Source organism: Pseudanabaena sp. Chao 1811, from assembly GCF_027942295.1.
Taxonomy (GTDB): Bacteria; Cyanobacteriota; Cyanobacteriia; order Pseudanabaenales; family Pseudanabaenaceae; genus Pseudanabaena.
Window position 1 is genome coordinate 4,664,745 of the sequence record NZ_CP101416.1, and the last position, 15,904, is coordinate 4,680,648.

The following is a 15,904-nucleotide window of genomic DNA, read 5'->3' on the forward strand; positions in this document are numbered from 1 at the left end:
TCTGGCGATAATACAGAAAATGAGTTTTAGCGATCGCGCCAATAGCAAAGGAGCAAAATAAATGACTCAAGCAATTGCACCACCATTGACCCTGTACGAGCGCGATCTTGATCTGTGGTTAGAGACTGTGATCACCCAATTAAAAGCAGGTGACTTTCACAATCTTGATGTCGAAAATTTAATAGAGGAGTTAGAGGGCTTGTCAGGCAGTAACAAACGTGAGATTGAGAGCAGACTCAAAAGATTAATCGAACATATCCTGAAACGATGCTATGTCGATATGCCTGAATGTTATCGCGGCTGGCTGTTAACAATATTCGAGCAACGAGATGAACTAAAATCATTGCTCAGACAGTCCCCTAGCCTCAAGCGTCACTTTTTGAAAATGTTTGATGATTGTTTTGAAACTTCTTTAAAGCGGCTCAAGATTGAATATCCTGATTACCAATTCCCCGATACATGGCAATTTGGGCGAGATATCGACACAATGATCAATGTTGATTTTTGGGAATAACTATTACGCTTGACTCGATAGATCCTATAACGCACGCGCATACAGGGTTTTAATATGAGTGGTGGCGCTTAGCGCCGCCACTTAATATTTATATTTTGGGTTTATGATTGGGAAGAAAAATCGGTAATTATTCATGCTCTCCACTCCTCTTGTCACAGATATTTCTACGGATATCCTGATCCTGTCCAATGGACCAGGGGAGCTGACTACATGGGTATATCCTTTTTTGAAAGCTTTGGAAAGCGCGTGGCGATCGCCCGATGATGCCGCAAAAACTCGGATCTCGATCGCCATTGCCCCTTGTCAAAATGCTAGTGGACAGGAAGCGCAACTCGCCAAAAGTTTTCCCAATATCAATCGCGTCTTGCCGCAGGAACAGTTTTTTGATTTTCTCCTGTGGGGCAGAACTCCTGATTGGCCATGGGCAAAGCAGGGCATTGTCGTATTTCTGGGAGGGGATCAGTTTTTTGCCTTAGCGATCGCTAAACGACTGGGCTACAAAACTCTAATCTATGCCGAGTGGGAGGCAAGATGGTATCACTGGGTGGATTTTTTTGCAGTGCGAAATGAGGCGATCGCCACTAAAATTCCTAGCTCATTTCGACACAAAGCACAGGTAATTGGGGACTTAATGGTGGATCGCCTAGATTCCCAGCCGCAATCAGAATCGCTCTCCCAGAAGCGCATTTGTTTTATGCCAGGATCAAAGGGACACAAACTGAAGATTGGTGTGCCTCTAGTTGTGGCGATCGCCGATATTTTGCACCAAAAGTATCCTGACATTGAACTAGCGATCGCCCTTGCGCCTACGACGACACCCGAAATTTTAGCGACCTATGCCCAGTTCAGTTTTCCGACCGCAGATAGTGAGGGATCGACGGCAAACTTGGTCGATAGCAACTTATTAACCACAAAGGGAACAACCATCAAGATTCATCGTGAATTCCCTGCCCATGCTCTCATCAAGAGTAGTCAACTATGCGTTACTACCGTTGGCGCAAATACTGCGGAGCTTGCCTCGCTTCATCAACCGATGATCGTCCTTTTGCCAACAAATTTTGCGGATATAAAGGTTGGTTGGGATGGAATATTGGGATTATTGGCAACTGCGCCAATACTAGGTAAGGTACTAGCCAAATTAATTAATTCCACCCTGATTTCTCAAATTCAGAAAAAAGGTCAATTACTAGCTTGGCCGAACATCTGGGCAGGTGAAGTGATCGTGCCAGAACTTTTAGGAGAACTTACGCCCACCCAAGTTACGGAGCAAATTTTGTTTTATCTGGATCATCCTGAAGAACTAGAGAAAATGCGCGATCGCTTAAAACAAGTCTGCGGAGAAGCAGGTGCAGCCAGTAAACTCGCCGCAATGGTCATCAACGCAATATAAAAGCCTCGCAATGCGAGGCTTTTATATTTGCACTTTGAGAGAGGGTTTGCTACGCAAACCCTCTCTCAAAGACCGTTTTAAATTATCCCGAACTCGCGTTAACAAAAAAGAGTTCGCAATGCGAACTCTTTTTACAATTTAAGCGACTGTGGCAGCAGGGTAGCAAACATTTGTACCACCTAAACCACAATAGCCATTGGGATTTTTAGCAAGATATTGCTGATGATAGCCCTCAGCATAATAAAACTCGCCTACATCGCGAATTTCGGTAGTAATACCTTGCTTCATTCCCGAAGCCTTCAGGGCATCTTGATATACTTCTCGCGAATCCTCCGCTAACTTGCGTTGGACATCGTTGTATACATAAATGCCTGAGCGATATTGAGTACCATGATCATTGCCCTGACGCATCCCCTGAGTGGGATTATGGGACTCCCAAAAGACTTTTAGCAAATCGGAGTAGCTAATTACCTTGGGATCGTACACAACTAGGACAACTTCATTGTGGCCAGTCATGCCAGAGCAAACCTCTTCGTAGGTAGGGTTAGGTGTTAAGCCTGCGGCATAACCGACAGCCGTTACATAAATACCCTTTTGTTGCCAGAAGCGACGTTCTGCCCCCCAAAAACAACCGAGTCCAAACACCGCCGTCTCCATCCCTTCAGGGAAAGGTGGTTTCAGTGAATTGCCATTCACAAAATGATGGGATGCCGTAGGAATAGCTGTAGTTCTACCAGAAAGAGCATCCGCCGCAGTTGGAAGTGTTGATTTTTTACCAAGTCCAAATAACATAATGCTCACTAAAAAAGTTAAAAATATTTAGCATTCGCATAAGAGGTATACCCCTCATTTGGTGCTGAATTGTTATATGAAAAAGTTCTAATAGTTAAACTGACATCCAGCGATCGCTGATATGCACAGATATAGATCTTGTAAAGATCCTCTTTATGCATTTATCTCATAAAAAACTAGGGGCATCAGCCCCTGAATTCATTCATCAATTTAGTGACTACAGAGTCTGACCGCTAAATGCAGGAAAACGGTCGAACTTAAAATCCAGTGAGTCGTCATAAATAGTCAGCTTTTCAGGCTTACAGCGTTTAACTGATACTGCCAAACCTTTCGAGCCTTCTGATTCCAAATCTTCTATATAGCCGATTTTTGCAGTCTCAGCTTCAGATTCATCAATGAAAGGACCAAAGTAATAGGTGCAACGTGGTGAATCGGTGACAATTTCGACCCACACAGCCAAACCAAACGTTTCGAGAACTGAGGTAAAGATATTCTTAAACAAATTACCACCCATGAGTTTACATAGCTAAAGTGAATGGTTTAGGTGAATGAGAAAGACTTAAATTCAAGGCGGTTTCTACCTTAACTTAATATAACTTAAAAAAGCAGTGCTTCAATTTAAATCTTTCCCTCCATATGTTTATATAACTTAAAACATGACTTCAAGACAAATTGTTCAGGTTTAACGTATTGACCCAACGTTGTCTAAAAATCTCGTACAGAGCCATTCCAGTCGCCACCGATGCGTTTAAACTTTCTACTTTTCCATCTAAAGGTATAGATACGAGGAAGTCGCAATTTTTCTGAATAGAAAGACTCAATCCTTCTCCTTCTGCACCAATTACTAAGGCGATCGCTCCAGTAAACTTGGCTTTGTGAATGGCATCACCTGCGCTTGCGACAGTTCCATAAACCCAGAAACCAGCTTCCTTAATTTTCTCAAGGGCACGATTGAGATTGACCACACGGGCAACGGGCAAGATTTCTAATGTACCTGCGGCAACTTTAGCGACAGTGGCAGTAATGCCTGCGGCACGACGTTGAGGAATCACGAGAGCTTGTGCGCCAAGGGCAGCAGCACTACGAATAATTGCGCCCAAGTTATGGGGATCAGTGATGCCATCAGCAATCACAATCACAGGGTTAGCAGATTTCTCTTTTGCCTTCACAATCAATTCATCAAGATCCGCATATTCATAGGCAGAAACTTGAACTGCGATCCCTTGATGTCTGCCATTTTCAGTAATCCGATCAAGGCGGGTATTGTCCACTTCATCAACTACAGCTCCTCCTGATTTTGCTTCATCAATGAGGGGCAAGAAGTCAGCAGAGTAGCGTAGTCTGGGTGTGACCCAAATACGGTTAATGCTGCGATCGCTATTTAGTACTGCTTCAACGGCATGACGACCATAGACAATATCAGGATTTGCTTCAGCTTGGCTGGGTGGCACAATCGCTAGCTCGCCATCGGGATCGAAGTTGCGCCCAACGGGTGGGAGAGAGCGTCTTTCAAAGTTGGGAACCGCTGGGCGATCGCCAAAATTGCGATCGCGATCAAATTTGCGGTCAGGACGATCACCAAAATTGCGATCGCGATCAGAGCGATCAAATTTACGGTCAGGGCGATCACCGAAATCGCGATTGCCACGATCAGAGCGCTCAGGGCGATCCCGATCAAACTTGCGATCGCCAAATTTCTTATCACCGAATTTTTTATCGCCGAACTTCTTTTCAGCAAACTTGTCCCCAATCTTTTTGGCGATCGGCTTGTCAAACTTGCGATCGAACCTAGGTTCAGATGCATCTGCTCGTCTCTCAAAACTCTTTTCGGGACGACGATCTGCATATTTGTCTGAATACTTGTCAGATTTGCCTGAATACTTAGAATCAGAGCGGCTATCTGAGCGCTTATCAAAGCTTCTATCTGAGGATTTGTAAGGTTTATCAAAGGACTTGTCAGAGGCTCGGTCTGGACGCTTATCCGAGCGCTTATCAGCATATTTGTCTGAATATTTACCAGCACGGCTGTCAGTACGCTTGTCCGAATATTTATCGAAAGACTTTTCTGGACGACTCTCGAAATTTCTATCTACGTCTCTATCGGACTTTTTCTTCTTCGATTTCAGTTTGGGTTGCGATGTCATGGCGATGGGGGATCGATGTGGCTAAGTAGCTGAGTAAAAATTTGGTCGAGGCGATCGCGATCAGTTAAGTAAAGATAACCAATCAGCACCTCAAATCCTGTTGCCTTTTGATAAATACTAGGATCGACTTTACGTGGAACAGATCCCGCAGCGTTGCGTCCGCGTCTTACGAGATCGGACTCAAATTCTGTAAGATCAAGTTTTTCAAGAAGTTTGGCTTGTTGCTCTGCTCTAACTTGACTGACTACAAGTTGGTGATATTGCTTAGCAGTGCGTGGCGGGAGTAAGTAATGCAATCGCATCTGCGTTTCATAGATAGCGTCTCCAATATAGGCTAGAGCAGAAGCTGGAATCTCAGCGATATTGTCAATGGTTAGGCTAAGAGACATTACAGAATAATGCCGTTACACGATAGTTAGTTTGCTTAAGTTACGTTTAGACAAAAATGTTTAGATACTGACTTAGATACTTAACATTTACATTTATTTTAGACACTGATGGGCAAGCAATGCTTGCCCATCAGTGTTGATAAATTTTGTCTTACTTACATCATAAGTTGATTCTGCCTAAATCGGCACAATCTCAAGACAATAGATTTAGATAGAGGTTTTTATTCTTCGGTGAAATAACACTAGCAAGCCTATTGAATCCTGTAGTCTGATTTCACCATATATATAAAAACAAGAAGATTTGCCCCGTTTAATCTCCCCAAAGGTCTAGCACGAAATTTTGTTCAATTTTTTTGCTCGACTCAAGTATTAAATTTTTACGTCGAGTTTTATCTCGATATATCTAGCTGGTGATTGACTTTAGACTAGTCCTTTTTGGGTTGATCAATTTTTGCCAGAGCTTCATCGATTGAGGTCTGGAGCGACAGGAATTGGTCTAAGCGAACTAGTTTGACAGTTTGAGTAACTCTAGGATTGGTAATAATCTGAAGAGTACCATTCAGTCCCTGAGTTTTTTTTGCCATTTGCACCAAAACCCCAAGACCAGAGCTATCGACAAAATCAATGGTTGACAGATCTAAAATCACGTTAGAAGGACCATCCTCAACGCATTTGCCAATTACCTTTTTAAAGGCTGGCTCAGAGAAAGCGTCGAGAAGACCTGTGAGGCGGATCAATTGATAGGTGTCCTTGACTTCGCGGCTGCCTCGTAAACTCACAGTCAGGGTTAGCGGTTCAGGAATAATGACCTCCAAGCGGTGCGAACGTACCTTAATTTGCGGGTATATTGTATTTGCTTTCTCGGCACTTGTCCAGAAAATTTGTTAAATTACCCCATCGTTAGCATTAGCTGGTTTAGTTTTATAATTGGGATTCTGCCCAATAACCCATCAGATTGTTTATGTCATCGATCGCCCAAATTCGGCAAACCTTAATCAATAAAGAGCGATCAGCAACTGAAATTGCTCAAGAGTTTTTAGATCGCATTGATCGGCTAGAACCGAAATTACATAGTTTTGTCACTGTTACTCCCGAAGTGGCGATCGCCCAAGCAAAGGTCATTGATGCCGCGATCGCCGCAGGTGAAACCTTGCCAGCACTGGCAGGTGTCCCCCTTGGCATGAAAGACAATATGTGCGTCAAAGGGATGCCTACCACCTGTGGCTCCAATATGCTCAGAAATTTTGTACCACCCTATGAAGCAACGATTACGGCAAAATTGCGCGAAGCTGGAGCCGTGATGGTTGGTAAAACCAACCTCGATGAGTTTGCAATGGGTAGCTCTACAGAAAATTCAGCGATCGCCCAGACTACGAATCCTTGGAATACGGACTATGTTCCGGGAGGATCGTCAGGTGGCTCGGCAGCAGCAGTTTCTAGCGGTGAATGTGTCATTGCTACAGGTTCCGATACGGGTGGCTCGATTCGTCAACCTGCTTCCTATTGTGGTGTGGTAGGACTAAAGCCTACCTATGGACTAGTTTCCAGATTTGGGTTAGTTGCCTTTGCTTCATCCCTCGATCAAATTGGACCTTTTGCTAACACCGTTGAAGATGCAGCAATTTTCTTGGGCGCGATCGCAGGTTATGACCCTAAGGATTCAACAAGCATTAAGACAGAGATTCCTGACTATGCAGCTTTATTAACCCCTGATTTGACTCAATCCCTCAAGGGCAAAAAAGTTGGAGTGATTACCGAAACCTTCGGCGAAGGTTTAGATAGTGAAGTAGAAGCTGCGGTCAGAAAAGCGATCGCCCATTTCGAGAGCATGGGTGCAGAGGTCTACGAAATTTCCTGTCCGCGTTTCCGTTATGGATTGCCCACCTATTACATCATTGCTCCATCAGAGGCATCAGCAAACCTCGCTCGTTATGATGGCGTAAAGTATGGCTTGCGGGATGAAAATGCCGATAATTTGCTGAGTATGTATGAAAATACTCGCGAACAAGGCTTTGGGGCAGAGGTCAAGCGACGGATCATGATTGGGACATATGTATTGTCCGCAGGTTATTACGATGCCTATTACCTGAAGGCGCAGAAAGTCAGAACTTTGATTGTGCAAGACTTCCAAAAAGCCTTTGAAAAAGTTGATGTTTTAGTCTGCCCCACAGCTCCGACTACCGCTTTCCAAGCTGGCAGTAAAACTGAAGATCCCCTTGGGATGTATCTATCGGATTTGATGACTATTCCTGTCAACCTTGCGGGACTACCTGGAATTAGCATTCCCTGCGGGTTTGACTCTAAAGGTTTACCCATCGGTCTCCAGTTAGTTGCTAATGTCTTGCGAGAAGACGTGTTGCTGCAAGTTGCCTACGCCTATGAGCAATCAACGGAATGGCACAAGCGCCAACCTACGCTATAAACAAAAAAGCCTTGCAGAGCAAGGCTTTTTTGTTGGGATTTATCGCAACTTTTTCACAATAAGTTGATAAGCTCCTCTACCTGTGCGATCGAACGCATTGACTATCGTTTTATAGGTTCCTGTGAAAGGTAGTTCAACGGTCATAGAGGCATTATTACGGCTAGGTAAGCCATTGTTTTCCTTTAAAACTTTGCTATTTGGGGCAAATAGAACTAAATAAGGATGAAAATCAGCGCTAATTAGCTCAATTTTCACAACTTGCCCTGCTCGTCCATTAAAACTAAAGGTGTCGAAAAGACTGCCATCCCTAGCTAAAACACGACTTTGAGAGCCTAAAATGCCATTTTTTTGCAAAAGCACTTCGCGATCGCCTGTTGCATCTGCGGTGAAGTTATTGCTCAAACGTCCTGAGATTGTAAAGGAGCCAGCTTCCCCGACTTCGTAGGAATTAGCATAGAGCGTATATCTGCCTGTGCTAGGTAAGGTAATAGCAAGACGAGCATTTTTACCGCCACCGCCATCATCATCTTCTGCAATCTTGCGCCCTTTCGGATCAAATAACACTAAATAGGGATCGATACCATTACCGCGCATCTCGATCACCACCGATTGACCTGCTTGACCTTGAAATTGATAAGCTTTGTAATAGCTACCATCGGGCAAGGTTTTGTCATTGGCATTGAGAGTGGCAGCGATCGCATTGCCATCAAGGGTCAAGGTACTGGGACTTGGCAGACTAGCTGTGGAATTATTCGTAATCGTGCCTTGGCGGACAGCCGCAATAAATTGATTCACGGTATCTGCTTCGATCGCTAGTCCAATACCGCTATTAGTAGAGTTAGGTGTAAAAATTGCGGTATTTACGCCCACCAGTTCACCACGACTATTGAGCAAAGGACCTCCCGAATTTCCAGGATTGAGGGCAGCATCGGTTTGTAATAATTTGCGATCGCGATCGATACGGCTGATGATGCCTGTGGTGAGTGTCCCCGCAAAGCGCCCAAAGGGATTCCCAATCGCAAAAGCTCGCTGCCCCACTTGAATACCACTGGAAGTCGCGATCGGAATTGTCGGTAAACTGGTCGTCACGCCCTCTAGCTTAATCAAGGCAAGATCTGGATTGCGGGTGCTAGCTATCACGACACCACGAAATCGACGCTTATCGCTGAGGACAACATTGACTGTAGTGACACCCCGCACAACATGGGCATTGGTCAAAATCAACCCCGTAGGATCAATGATTGAGCCACTGCCACTACCACTTTGAGATTGGATAGATACAACCGCAGGACTAGCTAATTTATAAACGCGAATATTCGTATCTTCATCGGATTGGGCATGAACTGGGGTGGATGCAACGAAAGGAAGGGTTGCGATCGCACTCATACCAATGCTAAGCAAAAAACTAGAGGCAAGCAAATTCACAAAGCTTGTTTTGATGCTCTTGTTGATCCCCTTTTTTATCTCTTTTTCCACAACGCCATCCTCAAACACAGTCATTTTTTATCTATAGCAGTTTTCAAATGAGCATATAGCGCTTTGGGTTGTGTTCCCGCCTTCGGCGGGGACACAACCCTCTACTTCACTAGATTGGTATACGCTATATGCTCATTTAAAAACAAAAAATTAATCTCGGTAAGGTTTTTGCTCTTTCATTTTGCTGACGGCAAATTGAAAACTGCTATAACACCAATGTAGACCATCTACTACAGCTTCTTGTTTCCAAAATCTATACTGCCTTACCAATTGTGAAAATATTTAGTATGTGCAGATTTTTGGGTTTATGGAAGCGTGAAGGGTTACGCTTCCATAAAACATTTAAAATTGCTATAGCTATATCAGATGTAGAAATCCTATGGAAAGTCAGAAGATCAGAGCTCTACAAAATATCTTCAGTTCTAGACTAGATACCTTGAGTCATCTCTTAGATGTAGCGGAGAGTCATTTCGGAGAGAGTATAGGGTCTCTATTGCAGCAACGTATAGCACCTGATATGTTTCCTTTCGGTACACAGATTGCATTTACCTGCAACCAGCCCCGTAACTTTGCATTGTGGTGCTTAGGACAGGCGGAAAGCAACCTCAACCCGAATGTAGACTCTTTAGCTGAAGCTCATGGTCATATTGCATCGACTCAAGAACTGCTGAAGAGTATCAATGTTGCTGATGTAAAACTTTCAGAGATAAAGCGCATTGATTTTGGACAAGGGTTGTATGCGGAAGTCCTTGGACTCATTTATGTAGATGATTTTCTGATGCCAAACTTTTATTTCCACATGACGACGGCCTATGACATTATGCGGATGGCAGGAGCACCAATCGGCAAGCGCGATTTTATGAAGCATTTCTTGCCCTTCGTAAAACATCAGGATAATGGATAAGTAGCTATGCATAATTAAAAAATAGAACCAAAAGCTGTGGCGCACGCTGCGCGTGCGCCACAGCTTTTAGGTTTTTATATTTAATTGCGCCCAACTACTTAGTTAATCACTGAAATAGTCTACAGTCCCCAATATTTCACCCTGTCTGTCAGCCAGCTATTTTTGCGCCATTTCTCCACAATAGCAAAGACCCGATCGCGAAAATCTAAATGTTGTATTCCACGCGGTAAAGCGATCGCTAAACTATGAACGGCTAAAGGTTGACCAATGATCGCGTAGTCAGGATGCTCTTTTAGCCATTGAGTGAGACTGCTACGATCACCCACAAAAGCTTTAACTTTGCCCGATTGCAAAGCATCTAAACCATCTTGATAGGAACTAGCTCCAATAATTGCTGCCTTAGGAAATTGTGATTGAATCACAGCGATCGCTGCCGAATTTTTGAGAACGGCGATCGCTATCGGTTGTCGCAGTTCTTGGATGGAGAGGTCACGCTGAGCGATCGCAATGGTGCTGTCGGTGTAGTATGGCAACGAGAAATCAACTAGGCGTGAACGATTATTTGTGACCGTAATTTGGGCGATCGCTAAATCCACTTGATTATTTTGTAATGCGGACAGGCGATCGCGATTTTTTAATGGCACAAGCTCTATGGGAAGATTTAGCTCCTTGGCTAATTCACGGGCAATGTCAATTTCTAACCCTGATAAATTGCCATCGCGATCGCGAAATCCTAAGGGTGGCAGATTATCTTTGACCCCAATCAATAACTTGCCGCGCTTTTGAATTTTATCAATGGTATTGATTTCTGGAGTGATTTCCGAAGCAATCACCATATTTGCCCTGTTTAGAGGCAGCAAAAATATGGCGATCGTGACTAATACCCCAATATTCCTCTGCGCTTTCCTCACAGAAGCTTCTCCTCAAAAAATCCAAAAAAATTTGGTCAAATCTGTCGTTTTTAAACACTTGACCAAGATAACTTATTTTAGGTGACATTTAGGTGACAAAAAAGCTTAAGGGTTCTGCGATTTAACAAGGAACCGATTTTTTGTGGTGCGGCAAAGCCGCACCACAAAAAATCGGTTCCTTATTTTCCTGCGCGTCCCTAAACAAAAAAGCTCAGCTAATAGCCGAGCTTTTTTGTTTAATTTTTTTATTCAACTAAGAGGATAAACACTCTACCGCTCTGCGGTGTGAGTACATTCTCTAAGCAAGAGACTTGGCTTTATCGACAATCGCCGTAAATGCCTGAGGATCAAGGATCGCAATTTGCGAAAGCATCTTACGATTGATATCGATGTTTGCTTTCTTCAGTAGACCAGCAAATTTGCTATAGCTCAGACCTTGTTGGCGAGCCGCAGCATTAATGCGGGTAATCCAAAGACTACGGAAATCGCGCTTCTTCTTGCGGCGATCGCGGTAGGCGTTACGAAGAGCTTTCATTACCTGCTGGTTAGCAGTGCGGAACAGCTTAGAGTGCGATCCGCGAAAGCCTTTGGCTAATTTTAATACCTTATTGCGGCGCTTTCTAGCTACGTTACCGCGTTTTACTCTCGTCATGGCTTCGTTATTATCGTGATTTGTTTTTTATTTAATTTTTTACAGGATGCTTAGCACCCTGTAAAAACCTCTTAGGCGTAAGGCATCATTGCGCTTACTCTGTCATTATCAGTTTCGTCAACTATAGCCATTTGACCCAATCTGCTCTTACGGGCAGTGGACTTATGCTCTAGTAGGTGGTTGCGACCAGCGTGGCGGCGAGCAAACTTGCCGCTACCCGTCACCTTGAATCGCTTGGCGGCAGATTTACGAGTTTTGAGCTTAGGCACTTCTTTCTAGTCCAAATTTTTGACCTTTACGAGTGTACCATAATGAAATGCGATATGTTGCACTTTAGATTGAAATTTGAAGTGAAATAATATGGCACAAACTACTTTTACAATTCAATATGGAATCTAGCTCAGAAATTAAAATGAAACGCCGCATATTTATCAGTACAGGCGAAGTGTCAGGCGACTGGCATGGGGCGATTTTAATTGAAGCATTACAAGAACGGGCTGCCCTTAAAGGGATTGAGCTAGAGATTATTGGACTGGGTGGCGATCGCATGGAAGCTGTGGGCGCAAAGCTACTTGGTAATACTGTGGGTATTGGTTCAATTGGTGCTGTTGAGGCTATACCGTACATTTTGCCAACGATTCGGCTACAGGAAAATGCCAAGAAATCCTTAAAAAATTCGCCACCCGATGTTGCCGTCCTGATTGATTACATGATGCCCAATCAAGGTATGGGTTACTTTGCCAAGCGCGTGCTAAATGTACCTGTAATTTATTACATCGCACCCCAAGAATGGGTCTGGTCTTTTAATGACAAAAACACCAAGGCGATCGCTGCTTTTACTGACAAATTGCTAGCGATTTTCCCCCAAGAGGCAGTTTATTACGAAAAGCAAGGGACAAATGTGCAATGGGTCGGACATCCCTTTGTAGATTTGATGGCAAAAATTCCCGATCGCATGGCTTCTCGGAAACTGTTAGGTATCGCTGATGATGATTTGGTCGTGACTTTATTGCCAGCATCTCGTACCCAAGAACTCCGATCAGTCATGCCCATCATTCTGAAGGCTGCCAAAATTATCCAAACCAAGTTACCCCACGTCAAATTTTGGTTGCCGCTATCCCTAGAGCGTTATCGCCCCGAAGTTGAGAAGTTACTCAAGGAATATGACATTAATGCCACAATTATTTCAGGACAATCTCAAGTAGCCATCAGTGCTGCCGATTTGGTACTGAGTAAATCGGGAACGGTGAACTTAGAGACAGCTTTGCTGAATGTACCGCAGGTGATTTTATATCGAGTTAGTGCGATTACGGCTTGGATTGCCCGTTACATTGTTAAGCTGCAATTGCCATTCATTTCGCCAGTCAATTTGGTAAATATGGAATCAGTTGTCCCTGAATTTGTTCAAAATGATGCCATTCCTGAAGCGATCGCGGAGAGTGGCTTAGAGTTGCTAACTAATCCACAGGCGAGGCAGACTATGCTTGATGGCTATACAAGAGTAAGGTCAAGCTTAGGCGAACAAGGCGCTATTAACCGTGTAGCTGACGCAATTATTGATTATTTGTAAACAAGCACCTATCTATAGGACATAATTTTTGTGGCACGGCTTCGCCGTGCCACAAAAAATCTAAATCACAGAACCCTAAGCAGTTACAAACTATAGGCGTTTGCCATCGGTAATAAAGGTACAGAACCTATCAAAGGGGAGTGGGCGACTGTAGTAATAGCCTTGAATGCTATCACAACCTAAATCTTGCAGAACTTTGAGTTCACCTTGAGTTTCTACACCCTCAGCAACGGTCTTGAAGTCAAGACTCTTTGCCATCGTGATAATGGCTTTGGCGATCGCCCGATTTTGAGCATCAGTATCAATATGCTGCACAAAGCAGCGATCGATTTTGAGAGTATCTAAGGGAAACTTCTTGATATAGGCTAACGAGGAGAATCCTGTACCAAAATCATCAATGGATAGCTTTACACCAATCGCTTTTAATTCCATCAACTTAGCTAAACTAGCATCAATGTTATGGACAACTGTAGTTTCTGTAATCTCTAGTTCTAAATACTGAGGATCGAAAGAGGTTTCTTCCAAAATATCTAAGATGCGTTTATTGAGATTCTGTTGTTGAAATTGTCTTCCCGAAAGATTTACAGACACTTTGAGTGAGGGAACATTTAAATTTTGGAGATCCGTTCCAGCATTTTGAATGGCATTGTGGTAGATCAACTTTTGAGCTGCTTTTACCTGTTGACATGCAGTTTTGAGAACCCATTCACCAATTTCAATAATAGAACCATTGCTCTCAGCGATCGGGATGAACTTCATTGGAGAAACAGTCCCTTCAGAGGAGTGATTCCAACGAATGAGGGACTCCGACCCAAACATCTCTCCTGTGGCAATATTTACCTGAGGCTGATAGTGAAGTTCAAATTCTTGATTATCAAGAGCATGGTGTAAGTCTGTCTGTAATTCTAAGCTTAGCGGCATCCTAATTTGCGCTTCATCAAAAAACTGATAACAATTACCACCCCGACGCTTAGCTTCTTGCAAGGCCAGATTAGCTCGCTGCATGATCCCATTGGCATCTTTGGGATAGAGAGAAATACCAATGCTCGCAGTGACATACACCTCAGTCATTCCCACAACAAATGGTGTAGCAAAAGATTCCAATAAAGATTTAGCAACATTATCAGCTTCTGCTTTGGGATTAGATGTTGATAGGATGATCGCGAATTCATCTCCACTGAGACGACAAATCGTATCATCTTCGTGAACTGTATCGATAATGCGTTGTGCAATTACTTGCAGAAGGATATCCCCAAATTCTTCTCCCCTTGAATCATTAATCATCGCAAAGCGATCAATATCGATAAGCAGAATGGGAATCGGAGATAACGGTAAAGTCTCGGCAATTACCTTGTCCAAATGCTCTCTTAAAGCTAGTCGATTAGGAAGTTGAGTCAAGGTGTCAAAGTACAGGAGACGGTCTAACTGTTCTTGGGCAATATTTTGAGCAATATTTTGGGCAACTTCTTGATAATGTTGATCGACTTTCGCTTTTTTACTAAGCTGAGCTGAGATCGCTTCTAGTAATTCCTCACGATTCAATGGTTTAGTGAGATAATCATCAGCCCCTTTTAACATACCTTGGCGTAAATCTTGGCGATCAGCTAAGGAAGTTAAAAAGATAAAGGGAATTATTGTCAGTCTTGGATCTTGACGAATTTCCGCCAAAAGATCATAGCCATCCATTTCAGGCATTTGCACATCAGATAAAATTAAATCTGGTGTTTGCTGCTTGGCAAGCTCCAATCCCTCCCGTCCATTTGCTGCGGAAATAACACGATATTTTGACAGTTCAAGAATGTCACAAATGTTATCTCGAATATCATCATCATCTTCTATAACTAGTAAGGCATACATTTTGTGTAACCTCTGTAACATTCCATGTATTTTATGAGCTTTACTCAACTAATGAGTCTATAATTTTAGCTTTCCAGAGTGGCAACGACAACTTAGAAGCTACGATACCTAACATTTTAGAAGCATACCGCACTTTCTAATACTTGCTAATCATACTCCTTTTCTATTTTAAAGTTGGTAAGAGGAATATATCTCAATAAATTTAAGACTGTGAATAACTTTCATTCATTACAGAAAGAGATTCAAGAAAACTTACAGCTTATTTAAAAATCCTTATATTTAGCTATAATATCGATCCAGATTAACAACTTTTATATGTAAAAAATTAGGATAATTTACGCAATTTATTGACCAGTTTTTGAATATCTGTAGAATATTTTAGTTTCAATAATTCGTCCTATAATCAATATTTTTATAACCGAGTTTACAATAAATAAAAACTAAAATTTTATAGTTATTTCTTAGGGAATAAAACGTTAGTAATATGACCAGGCATTATATCTATACCTAATGAAGATTTAACAAGATAAACAATTAAAATTGTTACTGAGCTGATCAGGAGACTCATAGCAATAATCAATAAAATTGCCACAATGATATTAGCAATTTTGGTGATTCCATTAACTTGATATTGCCTTTGTTGTTTACGAATATCTCTACCGATCAATAAAACAACAAAATAGCGAGCAAAAACTAGATCGATAATAAAGCGTAAATCAATCAACTTTGGTGCAGGTCGAGGAATAGCAGTATTGATTACTGATTTTATATTTTCTCTTTCTTCCTCACTTAGTTTGTCTAGAATACCAATAGGAATTTGATGCATGTAGTAGTTAGCATCCCTATCGTTATAATTTCTAATAGGTCTATCCATAAAACAATT

General features: G+C 42.6%; 16 protein-coding genes. 5 read left to right on the top strand and 11 right to left on the bottom strand.

What is annotated here, in order from left to right:
• Positions 1–61: 61 nt before the first annotated feature.
• Positions 62–514 (top strand): DUF29 domain-containing protein, encoded by a 453-nt coding sequence (locus NMG48_RS21270; RefSeq protein WP_271253385.1) that lies wholly within the window; start codon positions 62–64, stop codon positions 512–514.
• A gap of 133 nt (positions 515–647) precedes the next feature.
• Positions 648–1,904 carry a lipid-A-disaccharide synthase gene (locus NMG48_RS21275; protein ID WP_271253386.1) on the top strand — a complete coding sequence of 419 codons (1,257 nt, stop codon included), beginning with the start codon at positions 648–650 and terminating at the stop codon, positions 1,902–1,904.
• Positions 1,905–2,042: 138 nt separating this feature from the next.
• On the opposite strand, the gene msrA is transcribed toward NMG48_RS21275, so the two are convergent.
• The 5 genes from msrA to NMG48_RS21300 all read right to left on the bottom strand — a co-directional run bounded on the left by msrA (position 2,043) and on the right by NMG48_RS21300 (position 6,065).
• Complete coding sequence (gene msrA / locus NMG48_RS21280; protein ID WP_345961296.1) at positions 2,043–2,699, bottom strand: peptide-methionine (S)-S-oxide reductase MsrA; 657 nt, start codon at positions 2,697–2,699, stop codon at positions 2,043–2,045.
• A 214-nt stretch (positions 2,700–2,913) separates the two neighbouring features.
• Positions 2,914–3,210 carry a DUF1816 domain-containing protein gene (locus NMG48_RS21285; protein ID WP_271253388.1) on the bottom strand — a complete coding sequence of 99 codons (297 nt, stop codon included), beginning with the start codon at positions 3,208–3,210 and terminating at the stop codon, positions 2,914–2,916.
• 148 nt (positions 3,211–3,358) lie between these two features.
• A complete protein-coding gene (gene rlmB, locus NMG48_RS21290; protein ID WP_271253389.1) occupies positions 3,359–4,840 on the bottom strand; it encodes a 23S rRNA (guanosine(2251)-2'-O)-methyltransferase RlmB in 1,482 nt (493 codons plus the stop codon).
• Positions 4,837–5,229 carry a Mini-ribonuclease 3 gene (locus NMG48_RS21295; RefSeq protein WP_271253390.1) on the bottom strand — a complete coding sequence of 131 codons (393 nt, stop codon included), beginning with the start codon at positions 5,227–5,229 and terminating at the stop codon, positions 4,837–4,839. The genes rlmB and NMG48_RS21295 overlap by 4 nt, the downstream gene beginning before the upstream one ends.
• 425 nt (positions 5,230–5,654) lie before the next feature.
• Positions 5,655–6,065, bottom strand: coding sequence for an STAS domain-containing protein (locus NMG48_RS21300; RefSeq protein WP_126386247.1), 411 nt, complete (start codon positions 6,063–6,065; stop codon positions 5,655–5,657).
• A 125-nt stretch (positions 6,066–6,190) separates the two neighbouring features.
• Between NMG48_RS21300 and gatA the strand changes: the two genes are divergently transcribed.
• Positions 6,191–7,651: an Asp-tRNA(Asn)/Glu-tRNA(Gln) amidotransferase subunit GatA gene (gatA, locus tag NMG48_RS21305; protein ID WP_271253391.1), complete on the top strand. Its 1,461-nt coding sequence runs from the start codon at positions 6,191–6,193 to the stop codon at positions 7,649–7,651.
• 39 nt (positions 7,652–7,690) lie between these two features.
• Here the strand turns inward: gatA and NMG48_RS21310 are convergent, their stop codons facing one another.
• The gene (locus NMG48_RS21310; protein ID WP_271253392.1) at positions 7,691–9,151 is read right to left on the bottom strand and encodes a trypsin-like peptidase domain-containing protein; all 1,461 of its coding nucleotides are present in this window, start codon (positions 9,149–9,151) and stop codon (positions 7,691–7,693) included.
• 355 nt (positions 9,152–9,506) lie between these two features.
• On the opposite strand from NMG48_RS21310, the gene NMG48_RS21315 reads away from it, so the two are divergent.
• A complete protein-coding gene (locus NMG48_RS21315; protein ID WP_271253393.1) occupies positions 9,507–10,031 on the top strand; it encodes a DUF1993 domain-containing protein in 525 nt (174 codons plus the stop codon).
• Between the two features lie 119 nt (positions 10,032–10,150).
• Here the strand turns inward: NMG48_RS21315 and NMG48_RS21320 are convergent, their stop codons facing one another.
• The 3 genes from NMG48_RS21320 to rpmI all read right to left on the bottom strand — a co-directional run bounded on the left by NMG48_RS21320 (position 10,151) and on the right by rpmI (position 11,863).
• Positions 10,151–10,942: a transporter substrate-binding domain-containing protein gene (locus NMG48_RS21320; RefSeq protein WP_271253394.1), complete on the bottom strand. Its 792-nt coding sequence runs from the start codon at positions 10,940–10,942 to the stop codon at positions 10,151–10,153.
• A gap of 298 nt (positions 10,943–11,240) precedes the next feature.
• Positions 11,241–11,594 carry a 50S ribosomal protein L20 gene (gene rplT / locus NMG48_RS21325; protein WP_271253395.1) on the bottom strand — a complete coding sequence of 118 codons (354 nt, stop codon included), beginning with the start codon at positions 11,592–11,594 and terminating at the stop codon, positions 11,241–11,243.
• A gap of 71 nt (positions 11,595–11,665) precedes the next feature.
• Entirely contained in the window at positions 11,666–11,863 is a 198-nt protein-coding gene (rpmI, locus tag NMG48_RS21330; protein ID WP_126386243.1) for a 50S ribosomal protein L35, read from the bottom strand.
• A gap of 119 nt (positions 11,864–11,982) precedes the next feature.
• Between rpmI and lpxB the strand changes: the two genes are divergently transcribed.
• On the top strand, positions 11,983–13,164 hold the full coding sequence (gene lpxB, locus NMG48_RS21335; RefSeq protein WP_271253396.1) for a lipid-A-disaccharide synthase: 1,182 nt from the start codon (positions 11,983–11,985) through the stop codon (positions 13,162–13,164).
• 90 nt (positions 13,165–13,254) lie between these two features.
• Here lpxB and NMG48_RS21340 read toward each other — a convergent pair whose 3' ends face one another.
• A complete protein-coding gene (locus NMG48_RS21340; protein ID WP_271253397.1) occupies positions 13,255–15,021 on the bottom strand; it encodes an EAL domain-containing response regulator in 1,767 nt (588 codons plus the stop codon).
• Positions 15,022–15,475: 454 nt separating this feature from the next.
• Positions 15,476–15,895: a hypothetical protein gene (locus tag NMG48_RS21345; protein WP_271253398.1), complete on the bottom strand. Its 420-nt coding sequence runs from the start codon at positions 15,893–15,895 to the stop codon at positions 15,476–15,478.
• Positions 15,896–15,904 lie beyond the last annotated feature (9 nt).